The organism is Saccharopolyspora sp. NPDC050642 (assembly GCF_040654735.1).
In the GTDB taxonomy this organism is placed as follows: Bacteria; Actinomycetota; Actinomycetes; order Mycobacteriales; family Pseudonocardiaceae; genus Saccharopolyspora; species Saccharopolyspora elongata.
The window spans coordinates 189,887-206,156 of record NZ_JBFAIN010000007.1; the positions used below are offsets into that span (position 1 = coordinate 189,887).

Consider the following 16,270-nt stretch of genomic DNA (forward strand, 5'->3'; position numbering starts at 1 on the left):
TGAGCGGAGTCCCTTCGCGGAAGTCGCCGGTGTGCCCATCCGGTCCGGCTTCCGGCAAGGGGCTCAGCGGCGTACCAGGGCCAGTTGGTCGGCGACGACCACACCGTCATGCAGGACGGTGCGGTCGGTGCCGCGGTCCATCACGGCACTGGTCGGCGTCTCGCCGTCGACCAGCACCAGGTCGGCACGGTCGCCGACGGCAAGACCGGGCCGGTCGGCGACCCCGGCGAGCCGGGCGACGTCGTGGCTCATGATCGAGGCCCCACCGATGGTCGCGACCGCGAGCGACATCTCGATCAGGTCATCACGGCGGAACTTGTTGGTGAAGGCCAGCTGCCAGGTGCGGTCGAGCATGTCGCAGTTGCCGTAGGGGCTCCAGTAGTCGCGCTGGCCGTCCTCGCCCAGGCCCACCCGGACGCCCGCCTCCGTCAGCGCCTCCAGGGACAGCTGGTTGCGGTCCGCCGGTGCCACGGTGGCCATCGCGATGTCCAGTTCGGCGAAGTCGTCGATGATGCGACGGCTCACCGATTCGGAGACCGAGCCCAGCTCGTAGGCGTGGGACATCGTGACCTTGCCCTGCATGCCCAGCGCCCGGGTGCGTTCGAGCACGAGATCGGTGGAGAACACCCCGAGATGCCCCGGCTCGTGCAGGTGGATGTCCACCTCCACCTGGTACTTCTCGGCCAGCCCGAACACGACGTCCAAGTGCCCCTTGGGATCCCGGTCGAGGCTGCAGGGGTCGATGCCGCCGATCACCTCGGCGCCGGCCTTCAGCGAGGCCTCCAGGTAGTCGGCGGTGCCCTCCTCGCGGAGGATGCCGGCCTGCGGGAACGTCATGATCTGGACGTCGGCCTGACCGGCGAACTTCTCCTTCGCGGCCACCACGGCATCGAACTTCTCCAGCTGGCAGTCCACATCCACCTGGGCGTACGACCGCACCCGCGTGGTGCCGCGGGCGATCATCCGCTCCAGCGTGCCGGCCACCCGCTCCTCGATGGAAACCTCTGCGGTGCGCCAGTTCTGCCGGTCGTTGAGCATCATCGTCCACACTCCCGGACCGCCCGTGTGCGGCCGGAACGGGAGGCCGATCCGCGTCGAGTCCAGGTGCACGTGCACGTCGCTGAACGACGGCAGCAACAGCCGGCCACGGCCCTCGACCACCTCGCCGGCCGGCTGCGCGGCCGGATCGTGCTGGCGGATCCCCGCAATGCGATCGCCGGCCAGCTCGACATCGCTGCGCTCGCCACCCCACGGACGGATGTCGCGGATCAACACGGTCGTCACCTTTCTGTTGCTCGGTACGGATGTTCAGATCGGCTCACCGGCGCACGGCGGCCAGCGCCTCTCCTGCGGAATCGGTGTGATGGCAGGCGATGTCGCCGCTCGGCACGCTGTCGGTGCACAACTGCCGACGTTGCGGGTCCAGCAACGGATGCGCCGGGCACCGGGACTGGAACACGCAGCCGCGCGGCGGGTCGGCCGGGCTGGGCAGATCGCCGGACAGCCGGATCCGCCCGCTCCGATCCGCCGCCGGGTCCGGTTGCGGGACGGCGGACAACAGCGCCTGGGTGTAGGGATGTTCCGGAGCGCCGAAAACGCTTGCGCTGTCCCCGTGCTCCATGATCTTCCCCAGGTACATCACCGCGACGCGGTCGGCGAAGTGCTTGACCACTGACAGGTCGTGCGCGATGAAGAGGTACGCCACCCCGGTGTCCCGCTGGATGTCCTCCAGCAGATTGATCACCTGCGCCTGCACCGAGACGTCCAGCGCGGACACCGGTTCGTCGCAGATGATCAGCTGCGGGTCCAGGGCGAGCGCCCGGGCGATGCCCACGCGCTGCTTCTGGCCGCCCGAGAACTCGTGCGGGAAGCGGTTGTAGTGGTCGGGACGCAGCCCCACCCGGTCCATCAGGTCCCGAACCTTGGCCTTGACGCCGCCGGCCGGTGTGACCCGTTGGGCCAGCAGCGGCGCGGCGATCGCACTGCCCACCGACTGGCGCGGGTTGAGCGAGGACGAGGGGTTCTGGAACACCATCTGCACCCGGCGCCGGTACTCCTGCAGGTCCGACCGGCGGAGCTCGGCGATCTCCTGGCCGTTGAGCCGGATGCTCCCGGAAGTGGCGGTCAGCAACCGCATGAGCAGCCGGCCGGTGGTCGACTTGCCGCAACCGGACTCCCCCACCAGCCCGAGGGTTTGCCCGGCGTCGATCGAGAAGCTGACCCCGTCGACGGCTTTGATCACGCCGCCGGCGGACCTGAAGACGCCGGAGCGGATCGGGAAGTGCTTGGTCAGGTCGGTGACCTGCAGCAGCGGCGTCATCGGACCACCTCTCCGGCCGGGGGCAGCGTCTCCAGGTGGCACCGCGACGGGTGCCCGTCGGGGCCGATCAGCGTCGGCATGCGGGTGCCGCAGGCGTTGTCCGGCACCAGGTGCGCCTTCGGACAGCGGTCCGCGAACAGGCAGCCCTCGGGCAGCGCCAACAGCGACGGCGGGAAGCCCGGAATCGGGGTGAGCCGCTCGGACTCCCCCGCCAGTGATGGCATCGAAGCCAGCAGTCCCTGGGTGTAGGGATGCCGCGGGTCGCTGAAGAGGTCGGCGACCGTCGCCTGCTCCACGTGCACCCCGCCGTACATCACCACGACCTGGTGGCAGACCTCGGCGACCACTCCGAGGTCGTGGGTCACCATGATCACCGAGGTCCCCGTCTCGGCCTGCAGCTCGTTGAGCAGATCGAGGATCTGGGCCTGCACGGTGACGTCCAGTGCGGTGGTGGGCTCGTCGGCGATCAGCAGCTCGGGCTCGCAGACCAGCGCCATGGCGATCATCGCGCGCTGCCGCATGCCGCCGGAGAACTCGTGCGGGTACGCCGAGTACCGGCGCCGCGGGTCGGGAATCCCGACCCGGCCGAGCATGTCGACGGCGACCGCCGCCGCGGCCTTCTTGGACACCTCGTTGTGCACCCGGTACGCCTCGGCGATCTGCACCCCGACCGGGTAGAACGGGTGCATCGCCGACAGCGGGTCCTGGAAGATCATCGCGATCTTCTTGCCCCGGTAGACGCGCATCTGGGCCTCGGTGAGCGCGTTGAGGTCCTGTCCGTCCAGCAGGATCTGACCGGTGACGGTGGCCGAGGTGTCCTTGAGCAGCCCCATCAGCGCCTGGGTCGTGACGGTCTTGCCGGAACCGGATTCGCCGACGATGCCGACGGTTTCCCCGCGCGCCAGGGTCAGGTCCATCCCGTTGACCGCGTGCACCACGCCGTCGTCGGTCGGGAAGCTCACCCTCAGATCGCGGATGGCCAGCATGGGCGCGGCTTCAGGCGTGGTCATCAGGCGACCCTCACTCGTGGGTCGATCACCGCGTAGGCGACGTCGACCAGGACGTTGGCGACGATGATGAAGAACGCGGCCATCATGGTGATGGCCATGGTGACCGGCAGGTCGCCGGACTGCGCGGCGTGCACCGCGGTGAATCCGACACCAGGCACCGAGAAGATCTGCTCGGTGAGCACGGCACCGCCCAGCAGGACGCCGATGTCCATCCCGAGCATGGTGACCACCGGCGTGATCCCGGCCCGCACACCGTGCTTGAACACGACGCGCCGCCGGGGCATGCCCTTCGAGCGCGCGGTGCGCATGAAGTCCTCGCCGAAGGTCTCCAGCATGTTGCTGCGGGTGACCCGGATGTACTGCGCGCTGAACAGCACCGCCAGCGCCACCCAGGGCAGCAGGTAGTTCAGGAACCAGCCGCCCGGACCCGCGGCGCCGAACGGCGAGACGATCTCATTGGTGGTGAACGGCAACAGGTCCAGCGTGCTGACGAACAACAACAGCAGCAGCAGGCCGGTCACCGGAATGGGCAGGGACACCCCGATCGAGGCGGCGCCGACGATCACCTTGTCGGTGAGCCGGCCCTTGCGCAGCGCCGCCAGCAGGCCCAGCCCGACGCCGGCGATGGTCCACAGCACGATCGCACCGCTGGCCACCGACACCGTGTACGGCAGGGCCCGCCCGATGATCGTGGTGACGTCCTCGTTGGTCTGGAACGACTTCCCCAGGCACGGCCAAGAGCACAGGGTCTCGGTGCCCGGCGCTCCGACCGCGCGGTCGCCCAGCAGTCCGGACATGTAGGCGAAGTACTGGCTGAGGAACGGCTTGTCCATCCCGAGCGCGACGCGGGCCTCGGCGATGCGTTCCGGAGTGCACTCCTGCCCGCACGCCGCCGCGGCCGGGTCCGCCGGACCGAGCTGGAACAAGCTGAACGTCACGAAGCTGATGACGAACAGCAGCACGATCATCGCGACGAACCGCCGCAGTACGAACCTGGTCATGGGCGCAACCTGCCAGCTCGGGATGGACTCACCGCTCTACCTCTCTCGTGCCCGGACCGTCACCGCTCGACGCCGACGATCGACAGGTCGATGGAGCCGAAGAAGTAGCCCACCTGCGCGTTGCGGACCTTGGAACCGACCACGCTGTTGGTGAACGTGCGCACCAGCGGAACCAGCGGGTAGGACTGCATGGCCTGGTCGAACAGGGTCGCCCACTTCTTCCCCAGTTCCTCGCTCGACCCGTTGGCGCCGCGGAGCTGGTACATCTCGCCGGAGATCTTCGGGTCGTAGTACCGCGGGATGTTGGAGAAGCCGTAGGTCTTGCCGTCAAGGCTCGGCCCCACGTTCGGGTCGATGGTGGTGCGCACCGAACCGCTGTCCGCGCCACCGCACCAGCCGCTCCGGGCGATGTCCGGCATCTGGTCACCGGCCAGCACCGTGTAGTAGTTGGCGGCCGGGATCGGACGCAGCTGCACGTCGATGCCGAGCGCCTTGAGGTCCTGCTGCAGCACGGTGCCGACGTTCTTGTACCGGGTGTTGGTGTCCGCGTAGCCGTACACCAAGGTCTTGGGAACGTCCTTGCCTTCCAACAGCTTCTTGGCTTCGTCCAGCTTCGGCCCGCCCGCCGGGTCCAGGTCGGTGCGCTGCTCGACGTACCCGCGCTGAGCCGGGTTGATGTAGGACTGGGTCACCTTGCCGAACCGTGCGCCGCCGTACTGCAACTGGATCGCGTTCCGGTCGATGGACAGCGCGATCGCCTTGCGCACCTGAGGATCCTTGATCGTCTCGGTGTTGAGGTTCAGCACGTCCGTGCAACCCAGCAGACCTGCCGCGGTGCGCGCCTTGATCTCGGGCTCGTTGAGCTTGGCCGCGTCGGACGCCTGCAGGCCACCGTTGCTGTCCAACGTGATCGCCGTCGGATCCGAGTCGGCGATCAGCTGCTGGCTGATGGTGGCCTGCGCGGTGGACAGGGTGAAGGTGAACGTGTCCGGCAGGGCGGGCCGGTTCGGATCGGTGGCCGGGTCCCACTGCTCGTTGCGGACCAGCTTCATCGACCGGCCGCGGTCGTACGACTCGATCTTGTACGGGCCCGACGAGACCGGGTGCGCGGTGTAGTCGAGCCTGCTGTCCTTGGCCTGCGGCACCGGCGCCGTGTTCGACCGCGAAACCAGGGCGGGGAACTCGGCGAACGGCTGCTTGAGGTGGAAGACGACGGTGTTGTCGTCCGGGGTGTCGATCGCCTTGAGGTCGCCGCCGGTGTACGGCCCCTTGTAGCCGTCGTCGGCCAAGGCGGAGTTCAGTTCCTGCGGCGCCTGGGTGTAGACGTCGCGGGCGTAGGTGCGCTCGACCCCGTACTTGATGTCCTTGCTGGTGATCGGCGTGCCGTCCTCGAACTTCAGCCCCTTCTTCAGGGTGTAGGTCCAGGTGAGGCCGTCGGCGGAGGGCGTGCCCAGGTCGGTGGCCAGATCCGGCACGATGGTGGGCGGCTGGCCGGCCGTCTCCTTGGCCATGGTCAGCGTGCGGTAGTACAGCTGCCCCACGTTGGCGGTCTGCACGTAGTTGCTGTTGCCGGGGTCCAGCGTCTGGAAGTCCGAGGACATCAGGACGTTGATGTTCCCGCCCTTGGTGGTGTAGCCGTCCCCGATCTTCACCGGGGTGAAGGCGTCGGCCGGCGAGCCCGAGCCGGAACCCGGGGCGGGCTTCTCACCGCCGCACGCGGTCAGGACCAGCCCGGTGGTCACCGTCAGGGCGAGCGCCACCGTGGTGCTTCGTTTCACTGCATCTCCTCGCGGATGGGAAAGGAAGGGGTGGATCAGCTTCGGGAGGACTGCGGGTCCAACGCGTCCCGGACCGCGTCGCCGAGCAGGTTGAACGCCAGCACGGTGATCACCAGCGCGCCGGCCGGGACCGCCAGGAACCACGGGTCGGACAGGTACCAGTTCCCGGCCTGGGCCGCATTGAGCATCTGACCCCACGACGGCGTGGGGTCCTTGACCCCGACGCCGAGGAACGAAAGGGCCGCCTCCGCGGTGATGTTGGTGGGGATCATCATGGTCGCGTAGACCAGCACGACCCCCATGACGTTCGGGATGATCTGCCGGAAGATGATGCTCCGGTGCGAGGCTCCGTAAGCCTGTGCGGCCTCGACGAATTCCTGCTCCCGGATCGAGAGCACTTGGCCGCGCACGACTCTGGCCAGGTACGCCCAGCCGAAGAAGCCGAGGATGATCACCAACGAGGCGATCGGCACCAGGCTGCCCGAGTCAAGGGCGGTGCCCTGCAGCCGGGACTGCATGATCGGGGTCAGCGACAGCACCAGCAGCAGGTGCGGGAACGCCAGGAACAGATCCATCACGCGGCTGATCACCATGTCGACCTTGCCGCCGAAGTACCCGGCGGCAGCGCCGAGCACGGTGCCCAGCACCACCGACACCACTGTGGACAGCAGCGCGATGGTCAGCGAAATCCTTGCGCCGTAGGCCATTCGCGCGAAGATGTCGCGGCCGAGCCCCGGCTCCAGCCCGAGCCAATGCTCACCGGACGGGTAGCGGTAGTACGGCAGCGGCAAGCCCGGCGCGTAGAAGTCGTCCAGGTAGTCCGGCCCGATCCGGGTGGTGAACGGATCCGAGCCCTCGATGGCCACCAGCACCGGGGCCAGGGCCGCGAACAGCACCATCAGGACCACCACGACCAGCGAGGCGATGGCGATCCGGCTGCGCCGGATCCGCAGCCACGCCGTGCCCAGCAGCGACCGCGCGGTGGCGATCTCCGCAGCGGGCCCGCGATCGGCCTTCGCAGCCGCGGATTCCGGTGAAGGCAGGGTGGACACCTGCCCATCAACGTGCTCCGATGCGCTGGCGCGGCGCGCTCGACTCGTCGACTCATGCGGATCCGGCACATCGATCCTTCGGTGCTCAGGGGTGTGAGGTGAAGCGACGGTACATCAAGGACGGCAATCTGTATACCAAATGTTTGACCTGCTTGAACGCGCCGACACCGGGACCACCCCGCCGAGCCGACGACCATGAGCGCCGATGTTCCTACGACGAAGCGGTTTACACCCACTGCGGGATCGCGCTATCCAGTCCCGGTGGGCCACTCGATCAGAAGCTCCGACCGCTCGATCGCGTCAGATGGTATACCCAAAAACACCGTCGATGAAGACCGCGACGGAGAGCCGGTACGACGCCACCGGTTACCTGCCGATGAATGCCCTGTGCGGCTCGTCGATATCGTCGGCGAATGACCAGTGATCACACTCGACCGCGGTCGGACAACCCCGTCGGCGGGATCCTCGCCGCGCAGCACCCGGGCGACGCCTTGAACGACGGCAACGCCCCTTCCGACGCTGGCCTGGTCGACGAATACCGCGATGCTCGGGGTGGCGATCAGGTTGGGCACACCAGGAAAAGGCTGCCGTGCGGCGGTTCGACGGCGCACACATCGACCCGACACCGACAAAATGTCCACTGTGGAACACGGGCGCGAGCGCGAATTCACCGACCGGTCAACCGCGGGCGGGGTTCACCAGGCAGGAATCATCGCATGGTGATTCTGCGGCGGGCGTCGATCACGGCCGCCGCGCCTGGACACAATGCGATGGCAGCCTCCTGGCGGCGCGGTTTCGCCTACCGCCAACGCTCAGCGGATGTCGCCGTCAGCAGACTTCCGGTTCTTCATCGGCCAGCCCCGAAATCGTTGTCCACGGTGGCCTCTTGATCCATCCGGACCAGGCCGGCCGCCAGCAGGTGCACGCCAGTGGCGATCTGGTCGGAGTCGGTCCATTCGTCGGGGCAGTGGCTGCGACCGTCACGGGAGGGCACGAAGATCATCCCGGCCGGGCAACGCGCAGCCAGATGTGCGGCATCGTGGCCGGCCCCGCTTGGCATTGCCATCCACGAGAGGCCGAGTTCGTCGGCGGCGGCCGACGTCAGGTTCTGCACGGACGGATTCGTCGGGACGACCGGGTTGTCCACGGTCCAGTCGATCAGCACTTCGACACCGTTCTCGGCGCTTTCCCGAGCGATCTCCTCGACGATCCGCCGGCGAACACCGGACAGCCAGACCTGGTCCTCGCTGCGGAACTCGGCCGCCAGGCGCGTCCGGCCCGGGACCACGTTCTCCGCACCCGGTTCGACCCGCAGGTCACCGCAGGTGGCGACCGCATTCCCGGGCGCCGCGCACCCCTCGCGCTCGACGGTCAGCACCGTCCTGGCGGCCGCGACCAACGCGTCCCGCCGATCATCCATCCGCCTGGTCCCCGCGTGATCGGACCGACCGGTGAACGTGGCGAGGAAGCGCTCGATACCGACGATCGCGGTGACGATCCCGATGCCGATGCCCCGTTGTTCCAGCGTCGGCCCCTGTTCGATGTGCAGTTCGAGGTAACCGTGCAGCGGCCTCGTTGCCCAGGTGGGCGTGAGCATCCCGTTGGGGTCCAGCCCGAAGGCCGTCGCCACGTCGCCGAGCCGGTTGCCGGCCACGTCCACCCGGTCCAGGTTCTCCGCCGTGAGCACCCCGGCCGCCGCCTGGCTGCCAAGGCAGCTGCCGCTGTAGGGGTTGGACTCCTCGCCGAGGAAGTCGACGACGAGGAGATCGTGGTCGAGCCGGGTCCCCGTTTCCCGCAGCCGCCGCGCGACCTCGATGCCGCCGAGCACTCCCACGATCCCGTCGAACCGCCCGCCTCCCTGGACGGTGTCCGTGTGCGAGCCGGTGACCAGCGGAGCGCCACCGTGCAGGCCCGGAAGCCGGCCGACGATGTTGCCCGCGAGGTCGACGGAGACCTCCAGCCCGGCATCGCGCATCCGGTTGCGCACCCAATGCCGGGCCGCCCGGTACGGCTCGCTGAAAACGCGGCGCGTCCAGCCTTCCGAATCCGGCTCGCTCAGCCGCGCGAGATCGTGCAGATCGGACCACAGCCGTTCGCGGTCGGGCGCCAGCAGTTCGACGTTCACTCGATCACCTCCGGTGCGCGTCCGGGCAGAACGCGCTCATCACCGACCGGTCACCCAAACGTTTGCCCCAAACGTTTGGGTGACTATGCTGGTCTTGTCCACCAGGCGTCAAGAGGCTGGGTAGAGTTCCTCCGATGTCGACGCAAGACGCCCCTCGCGGAGCGCCGCTCAAGCCGCGCCGCCCCGCGACCTTGCGCGCCATCGCAGAGGCCGTCGGAAGCCACTCCTCGACGGTCTCCCGCGTGCTCAACGGAACAGCGCAGGAGCGGCGCGCGGCAGCCTCGCCCGAACTCGCCGAGCGGATCCGCCAGATCGCCGAGGAGCTCGACTACCGGCCCAATCCGCACGCGGCCAGCCTGCGCACCCGGCGAAGCGGCTTGATCGGCGTGCTCGTCCCACGCCTGTCGGACCTCGTGCTCGCCATGGTCTACGAGGGGATCCACGCCGCAGCGGCAGATGTCGGCCTGTCGACGTTCGTGACCAACACCGACGACCTCGCGCAGCGGCAGCGAAACGCGGCCGAGGTGATGCTCGCCCGCCGCGTTGACGGGATGATCTTCGGCGACGCCCACCTCGACAGCGCGTTCCTCACCGAATTCGCCGATCGCGGCGTCCCGTTCGTGCTGGTCAACAGGTGGTCGGGCAGCTTCCCGGCCGCGACCTGCGACGACTACCTCGGTGGCCGGCTGGTCGCGGAGCACTTCCTGGACCGCGGCTTCGAACGCGCTGCGGTCTTGGCCGGGCCGAAGTTCGCGAGCACGGCCCGCGACCGCACGGCCGGATTCGTCGACCGCTACCGCGAAGAGGGCATCGAGGTGCCCGGGAATCGGATCGTCCAGGCGGGACTCGATGTCGAGGAGGGCCACCAGGGCGCCGATGAACTGCTCGCCCACGGCCCGGCGCCGGACGCGATCTTCGCCGTCAACGATTTCGCCGCGATCGGCGCGATCGGGGCCCTGCGCGACCACGGCATCCGAGCCGGCGAAGACCTGGCGGTCGCCGGCTACCACGACACGCCGCTGGCCGCCGAACTGCCCATCCCGCTGACCTCGGTGCGGACTCCCGTGAAGCAGATGGGCAAGGCCGCGGTCGACATGCTCGCGCAAGCCATGGCCGGGGAGACACCGGAATCCGTGCGCCTCCCACCGACCCTGGTGATCAGAGCCTCCACCGACCAGGGCTGAGCGCAGGTTCGCAGATCAGCGCGACTCGCCGGAGCTTCGCGAGAACCGGGCCAAGCCGGGCGGGTTTCCCGCCGGCGTACGACGTTCCGCGAGTTCGGTGGTGGTATTTGAACCTGCGACGCCTTTCCTCGGGCAGTCCACAAGAGACTGACCAGCTAGAACCGAGGAACTCCAGGCCAAATCGGTGCATCCGGGCGTCGGTCGGCGAGCGCGGAGACGGCTGCCGTCCCGCAGCTGCCGCGCCTCGTGGCACGGCAGCTGCGGGATGGCGAGGGAGCCCACGATGGAGATGCGACCTCGGGGCCGAGGGTGTCCGCCGCAGGCGATGGATTCACCGGTGGCGCGGCGTCCCCGGCGGGAGCGACGGCTTGCCAGAAGGCATGTCGGAACCTCCGCCGGAAGACTTGCCGGGCACCTCGGACGAACCGTCAGAACCGCCAGAACCGCCAGAACTCATGGTCTGGTTGATCCAGTCAGCGTGCGCCACGACGTTGCTGTAGATGCCCGGCTTCTCCGCGCAGTTCTCGGCCATGCCGCGGCTGGTCGCTCCGACCAGTGCAAGACCGCTGCCGTCTTGCACCACGGCCGGGCCACCGGAGTCGCCATAGCAGGCGTTCACCTTGCCCGACTGATTGTCGATGCACAGCTCCCGTGCCGAATCGAACCCGTCCTGCGAGCTGCTGCAGTTCGCCGGGGCGAGCGTCTTGGTGTCCAGCTCCTTCAACTTCACCGGCGGCTCGCCGCACTTGGGCGTCCCGCACGTCTGGCCCCAGCCGAGCAGCTGCAGCGCGGTGTCGGCCTCCGGTGAAGTGGTAGCGATCTTGATCGGCTGCTCCTGCACCGGGTTCGACAGGTGGACCAGGGCCAGGTCGTAGCCGGCGGAGACGTCGCTGCCGGCCTGCTTCTGCTTCGACTTGGGGTGGGCCACGAACTTGTCCGGCTTGACCACCTCACCACCGCTGGTGCGGTCGGTCGTCCCGATCCGGTACTGGACGTTGCCGGGCTGCTGCCCGTCCACGCAGTGCGCGGCGGTGACCAGCCACTGCTTGTCGATCAGCGAGGCGCCGCAGTGGTGCTTGCCGTCGGTGGACTGCATGGACGCCATGAAGCCGTAGGTCTGAGTCGCTTGGCTACCGCCGATGACCAAGGGCGCAGCCACGGCGGTCGTCGCCGCGAGCGCCAGGCTGGCCAGGATCGTCACGGCGACCGCAAGAACGCCTCGGACCAGAGAACCTCGGGGCATGTTCTCTCTCCTCCTATCCCCAGCCGGCGTCCCGGGGGATGAACAACGCCAGGAGCTGGGGGTTCGTGTGCAATTTCCGGGCGATACTGCCCGTTACGACGACTAATGGCGTTAACCCGAATGGGGGATTCACCGCGGGTGTTCTCTCGGCTATCGAGAGTACAAAGGGACACCCGTTGCACGCGGTGCCTCGTGTGAATGCGGCGCCGCACGCGCCGTGACGGATTCACGAGACCAATGGACACGGATGGGACTCGAAGCCGACCGGCGGACCGCATTCCGGTCCCACTGCGAGCCGGAAGCTCCCTTCAACACCCACAACCCGGGACAGCCCAGTCGACCCGCCGGCAAGCGCAGTCGGTCAGGTAGGGCGTGCGGCCCGCGCAAGCCCTGACCGCGGTCGGCGAGCGATCCCGACCCATCAGCCCTGCCCGGAACACCGTCGCCTCGACGTGGATGTCGAAGGATCTCGGCGTGGGTCCGCAGCGCGGTGGTGTCGTGTTCGCCGGACCGCACTTCGGAAGTCCACAGTGGCCAGTCATCCGGTGTGGCGAGGACCTGGCTCAGTCGTGCGCGGTGGACTTGCTGATCGCGTTGTCGCAGGCCAGTTGCGCCACGCGGGTGTTGTCGAGGAACCAGCGCAGGATCAGGACTGCTTGCTCGAACGGGCTCGGCGCTCGGCTGAAGTTGATCTCGGAAGGACCCTCTTCATACCGGGGTTCCGCGTCTTCGTGCTGTACCGCACCACCCTTCTGCGCATCCTCTGTCACCGCTACCAACGTCGCGACTGGTTACCCGGAAAGGCTCAGCGTGGCATCCGAACCCGGAACGAATCTGCTCCTCGTGGACGACGAACCCACGGTGCGAGAACTCCTTGCCGCCACACTGCGTATTCGCCGGTTTCACGGTGACGTCCGCTGCCAGTGGCGACGAAGGGCTGGAGCAGGCACGACTCAGCACCCCGGATCTGGTGCTGCCGGACGTGATGCTGCCGGACATGGACGGCTTCGAGGTGATCCAGCGACTCCGGAAGCAGACCGACACGAGCGGACGAAGGTCCGGGGCTGACCGCCGAACAGCAGGCGCGCGTGTTCGGCCGGTTCTACCGCGCGGACGACTCGCGCAGCCGCACCGACGGCGGCGGCGCCGGACTCGGCCTGGCCATCGTGCATTCCCTGGTCACCGCGCACGGCGGAACGATTTCCCTGGATACGGCACCAGGAGCCGGCGCGACGTTCCGGGTGCTGCTGCCGCTCGTCGATGATGCGAGCTCCGACGCAGCTGAGTGAAATCCCGGAAAGTTCTGGGAGTTCCCTGGAAACCGGGCGGTGCTCTCCAGCGAGAACGGGCTCGCCTCTCCCCGCGAGCCCTCGGATTCTCAGAACTCTCCCAGATCTTCTCCGAGATCGCTCAAACGGGCCGGACACGCTGTGCTCATCCGGTCCTCGAGGACCGGTGCACACAACGCGAAAGGCGAAACCCATGTCTGCCAAGAGCACGCGCCGCGTCGGCGCCATCGCCGGCCTCGCCCTGCTGCCCGCCCTCGTCTTCGGTGGGACCGCCGTTGCCGCGTCCGCGGACGGCCAGGTCGCGAAGAGCCACCCGAGCCAGACCCGGCAGGTGAAGCCGTCCGATGAGACGCACAACATCAGGGTCGAGGGCCAGGTCAGCAAGATCGAGAAGCGGGGCGACGTCGTGTGGGGCGAAGTGACCGTGTTCTCCGTCGTCGCGCACCCGGGCGGCCCGGAGCTGGAGTTCGTCCTGACCCCGGACACCGTGATCGAGCTCGAAAACGGCGCTCCCGAGGTCGGTGACGAGGTGACCGCCTCGGGCGAGGTGCAGCAGGACGGGAAGACCGTTGTCGCCGACCACATGGTCTTCCACTGACACGAGTTTCTCCTGCCGCGGCCGGTGGACGGGGTGGGGACCCGCCCACCGGCCGGGTAGTCCCGCGCGTGGTCGAGGCGCGCTTCCCCAGCTGTTCCCGGTACTTCCGCAAGGTCAACCGAACATCGCGAACGGGCAACTGCCGCAGCGAGCGGCCACCATCGGCTCGTGCAGTCGACCGACGGACAAGGCCGAATGCGAAGCCGTGCAGCCGCCCCGGTGGTCATGTCAGGGTCGATGCTCGGGATCGTCGTAGCTCGACGCGTCGAAGGCGGCCGTGCCGGCTTCCGGGGTCCACTTCTGGAACAGCGGCAGCAAATCGGCTGCCACCACAGTGCGCAACCCGCCCGAAGTGGGCACGACAACACGCATCATCGGGTAGTAGTCCGCGAACACCTGCCGATCACGCCCACACGGGCCCGTGACACCGCGCCCGTCGCTGCCGACCGCGACGATGCACTTCATCTCCCGCGCGCCCTGGGCCCGAGCCGCGCCGAGCGCGACCAGCTCGGCGCATGGGCCGCCGGTGAAGTGGAAGAGATTCACGCCGCTGAACATGCGGGAATCGGCCGCCATCACAGCGGCGCCCATCGTGTGGATGCCGTCCTCGTCAGGACCGGAATCCGCGTTGGCGTCGATCGTTCGGCGGGCGAGCTCGACCAGTTCGCGTTCCTCCGCGTTGAGCGGTCGCGCCGAAGGCGGTACGTACATGCTGACTTCCTCCTGATGATCCGGACGCCACCCTCGTCGAGCGCGTAGCTGACCGCAAGCGAAATTCGCGGTCCTGCCGAAGGACAAGTCGCGTCGGCAGCTGCTCAATCATCTGCCTCGGGCTCGCTGGCGGCCGCCGCTCTCCGTTCACGTCCCAGTCGGAGCTGGCCGTCACCAACGCGGACGGCGTACGCGAGGGCGCTGGCGGCGAACAGGCACAGCACCAGCACGAGAAATGGTGCTTGTGTCCGCCCGGTCGCCGCGAGGCAGGTCGGCGCCCCCTGTTGGATGATGCCGGGGAGGAACCGCAGGAAGAGCGCGCGAGAAACGGCGCCTGGGCTAGCAGCGGTCTCCGGCCGACGACGCGAGCACCCCCGGCCTGGGCGATTACAACGAGGAGGTCCTCCCCCAGCTCGGCTTCAACACCGCCGAGATCAACAAATTCCGCACCGAGGGAACGGAGAGCGATCCGCACCGCTGGGGCGATCAGCGGTTCGCGACCAAGCGATCGTTAGGAGATACCAGTGACGGACCATGACGACTTCCCCGCGCCACAGCAGGGGCTGGTTGTGACGCACTTCCTGACCGTGCGTGACGTCAGCGTCTCGCGAGAGTTCTACGTCGACATCTTCGGTGGGCAGGTCGTGCTGGCCGAGAACCCGACCACCGTCCGGATCGCCAACAGCTGGATCATCATGAATCCCGGAGGCGGCCCCACACCAGATAAACCGGACATCAGCCTGACCCCGCCCCAACCTGGGGACCCGGTGTCGGCGTTCCTGAACATCCGAGTCGCCGATATCGCCGCGTTCTATGCCGATGCCCGCGCGAAAGGCGCGCAGTTCCTGACCGAGCCCAAGGACCGCAAGGCCGAGTTGCGGTGCTACCTCCGCGACCCGGACGGGTACCTCATCGAGATCGGACAGGCCACCGGAATGCTGCACGGTGTCTTCGCCGACCGGCCCGCCCCTTCAAGCTGATCCTCTTGCTACGACCAAGCATGCACGCGCCTCGTGCGCGCAGGTCACCGTCGATCAGCGGACCTCGAGGAAGGTGATCACCGCGAGGTCGTGTCGGTGCGTGTCGTCGGTCGCCGGGAGGCCAAGCTTGTCCACCACGGTGGAGGCGGTTCTCGGAATCACCTGCCCGGCACGAGTGGTTTGAGCCCCGCGGTTTCCGGTTGCCTGAGCTGTGGTTCAGCAAATCTCGTCGTCGATGTCGCCTCCGGTGACCGACTGTTCGCAGCGCAACGCTCTTTCCTTCGCGTCGGCGAATCAGCGGGTCCGCCGGCCACTCAGTGACCACGGAACGTGCGCGGGGCAAAAGTCCCCTTTTTCTCACCGGAGTCCGGCACTACTGTCGAAAACGCAGTACATGAGAGCCATCGGTGATGTCTTTCCGCCGATGGCTCGGGGAATTACCGCGTACTCCCGCCATTCGCCATCAGGAGCGCGCCTGGTGTTGTCACTGCGCACAGCACGATTTTGAAACAGAGATCCACTGAAACCATTGCGCCCAACAGCGATGATGAGGAACCGCCATGAAGATCAGCACTGTCTTCGGTCGTCAGCGCACCAACTGGGGAGGTTGGGGCGGCTGGGGCTGGGGTGGCTGGGGCTGGGGCGGCTGGGGCTGGGGCGGCTGGGGCCGCTGGGGTGGCTGGGGCGGCTGGGGCTGGGGCGGCTGGTAACCAGGCCCTAGTACTCCCAGAGACCGCATCCAGCTCAGCCAATTCCTAGCTCAGCGTGCTCTACCGGTTGCTCCCACCCAGAAGGAGTCACACCCTGCTGCCGACTGGAAGCAAACAGATATGGGCGGTTGTGCTGTCGTTTCTACTGGACAGCACAACCGCCGCTTTCGTGCCTCAAGGTCCGCCGCCCCAGCACAGCCAGCGCTCTCGCCTCTGCCGAACGCCACGACATGATGATCGATTGTGCCGCTGCGACTAGCCTGAGGGGT

General features: G+C 67.9%; 14 protein-coding genes and 2 pseudogenes. 6 read left to right on the forward strand and 10 right to left on the reverse strand.

Translation table 11 applies throughout. The features are described 5' to 3' along the window. Positions 1-63 precede the first annotated feature (63 nt). The 7 genes from AB0H93_RS14240 to AB0H93_RS14270 all read right to left on the reverse strand — a co-directional run bounded on the left by AB0H93_RS14240 (position 64) and on the right by AB0H93_RS14270 (position 9,286). Entirely contained in the window at positions 64-1,284 is a 1,221-nt protein-coding gene (locus tag AB0H93_RS14240) for an amidohydrolase (RefSeq protein ID WP_358572235.1), read from the reverse strand. 34 nt (positions 1,285-1,318) lie between these two features. Then, positions 1,319-2,320: an oligopeptide/dipeptide ABC transporter ATP-binding protein gene (locus AB0H93_RS14245; protein ID WP_358572237.1), complete on the reverse strand. Its 1,002-nt coding sequence runs from the start codon at positions 2,318-2,320 to the stop codon at positions 1,319-1,321. Further along, positions 2,317-3,330: an ABC transporter ATP-binding protein gene (locus tag AB0H93_RS14250; RefSeq protein ID WP_358572239.1), complete on the reverse strand. Its 1,014-nt coding sequence runs from the start codon at positions 3,328-3,330 to the stop codon at positions 2,317-2,319. The genes AB0H93_RS14245 and AB0H93_RS14250 overlap by 4 nt, the downstream gene beginning before the upstream one ends. Beyond that, positions 3,330-4,331, reverse strand: a complete 1,002-nt coding sequence (locus tag AB0H93_RS14255; protein WP_358572241.1) for an ABC transporter permease — start codon at positions 4,329-4,331, stop codon at positions 3,330-3,332. Before AB0H93_RS14255 ends, AB0H93_RS14250 begins: the two co-directional genes overlap by 1 nt. Positions 4,332-4,390: 59 nt before the next feature. Beyond that, positions 4,391-6,109, reverse strand: coding sequence for an ABC transporter substrate-binding protein (locus AB0H93_RS14260; protein ID WP_358572243.1), 1,719 nt, complete (start codon positions 6,107-6,109; stop codon positions 4,391-4,393). Positions 6,110-6,144: 35 nt separating this feature from the next. Then, positions 6,145-7,161 carry an ABC transporter permease gene (locus AB0H93_RS14265; RefSeq protein WP_358572245.1) on the reverse strand — a complete coding sequence of 339 codons (1,017 nt, stop codon included), beginning with the start codon at positions 7,159-7,161 and terminating at the stop codon, positions 6,145-6,147. A gap of 847 nt (positions 7,162-8,008) precedes the next feature. Continuing rightward, positions 8,009-9,286 (reverse strand): M20 family metallo-hydrolase, encoded by a 1,278-nt coding sequence (locus tag AB0H93_RS14270; protein ID WP_358572247.1) that lies wholly within the window; start codon positions 9,284-9,286, stop codon positions 8,009-8,011. A 134-nt stretch (positions 9,287-9,420) separates the two neighbouring features. Between AB0H93_RS14270 and AB0H93_RS14275 the strand changes: the two genes are divergently transcribed. Beyond that, positions 9,421-10,470, forward strand: a complete 1,050-nt coding sequence (locus AB0H93_RS14275; protein WP_358572249.1) for a LacI family DNA-binding transcriptional regulator — start codon at positions 9,421-9,423, stop codon at positions 10,468-10,470. 331 nt (positions 10,471-10,801) lie between these two features. Here the strand turns inward: AB0H93_RS14275 and AB0H93_RS14280 are convergent, their stop codons facing one another. Together AB0H93_RS14280 and AB0H93_RS14285 are read right to left on the reverse strand one after the other, a co-directional pair. Beyond that, positions 10,802-11,713, reverse strand: coding sequence for a serine protease (locus AB0H93_RS14280; protein WP_358572251.1), 912 nt, complete (start codon positions 11,711-11,713; stop codon positions 10,802-10,804). A 462-nt stretch (positions 11,714-12,175) separates the two neighbouring features. Continuing rightward, positions 12,176-12,375 (reverse strand): annotated as a pseudogene (locus AB0H93_RS14285) (hypothetical protein); the annotation flags it as partial. A gap of 245 nt (positions 12,376-12,620) precedes the next feature. Here AB0H93_RS14285 and AB0H93_RS14290 point away from each other — a divergent pair. From AB0H93_RS14290 to AB0H93_RS14300, 3 genes and pseudogenes are all read left to right on the forward strand, one after another. Then, a pseudogene (locus AB0H93_RS14290) lies at positions 12,621-12,695 on the forward strand (hypothetical protein); the annotation flags it as partial. Between the two features lie 106 nt (positions 12,696-12,801). After that, positions 12,802-13,002: an ATP-binding protein gene (locus tag AB0H93_RS14295; protein ID WP_358572253.1), complete on the forward strand. Its 201-nt coding sequence runs from the start codon at positions 12,802-12,804 to the stop codon at positions 13,000-13,002. Between the two features lie 193 nt (positions 13,003-13,195). Then, the gene (locus AB0H93_RS14300) at positions 13,196-13,600 is read left to right on the forward strand and encodes a hypothetical protein (RefSeq protein ID WP_358572255.1); all 405 of its coding nucleotides are present in this window, start codon (positions 13,196-13,198) and stop codon (positions 13,598-13,600) included. A 228-nt stretch (positions 13,601-13,828) separates the two neighbouring features. Here AB0H93_RS14300 and AB0H93_RS14305 read toward each other — a convergent pair whose 3' ends face one another. Continuing rightward, on the reverse strand, positions 13,829-14,311 hold the full coding sequence (locus tag AB0H93_RS14305; protein ID WP_358572257.1) for a cytidine deaminase: 483 nt from the start codon (positions 14,309-14,311) through the stop codon (positions 13,829-13,831). 524 nt (positions 14,312-14,835) lie between these two features. Here AB0H93_RS14305 and AB0H93_RS14310 point away from each other — a divergent pair. After that, a complete protein-coding gene (locus AB0H93_RS14310; RefSeq protein WP_358497382.1) occupies positions 14,836-15,291 on the forward strand; it encodes a VOC family protein in 456 nt (151 codons plus the stop codon). Between the two features lie 560 nt (positions 15,292-15,851). Beyond that, the gene (locus tag AB0H93_RS14315) at positions 15,852-16,001 is read left to right on the forward strand and encodes a hypothetical protein (RefSeq protein WP_358572259.1); all 150 of its coding nucleotides are present in this window, start codon (positions 15,852-15,854) and stop codon (positions 15,999-16,001) included. Positions 16,002-16,270: the final 269 nt, after the last annotated feature.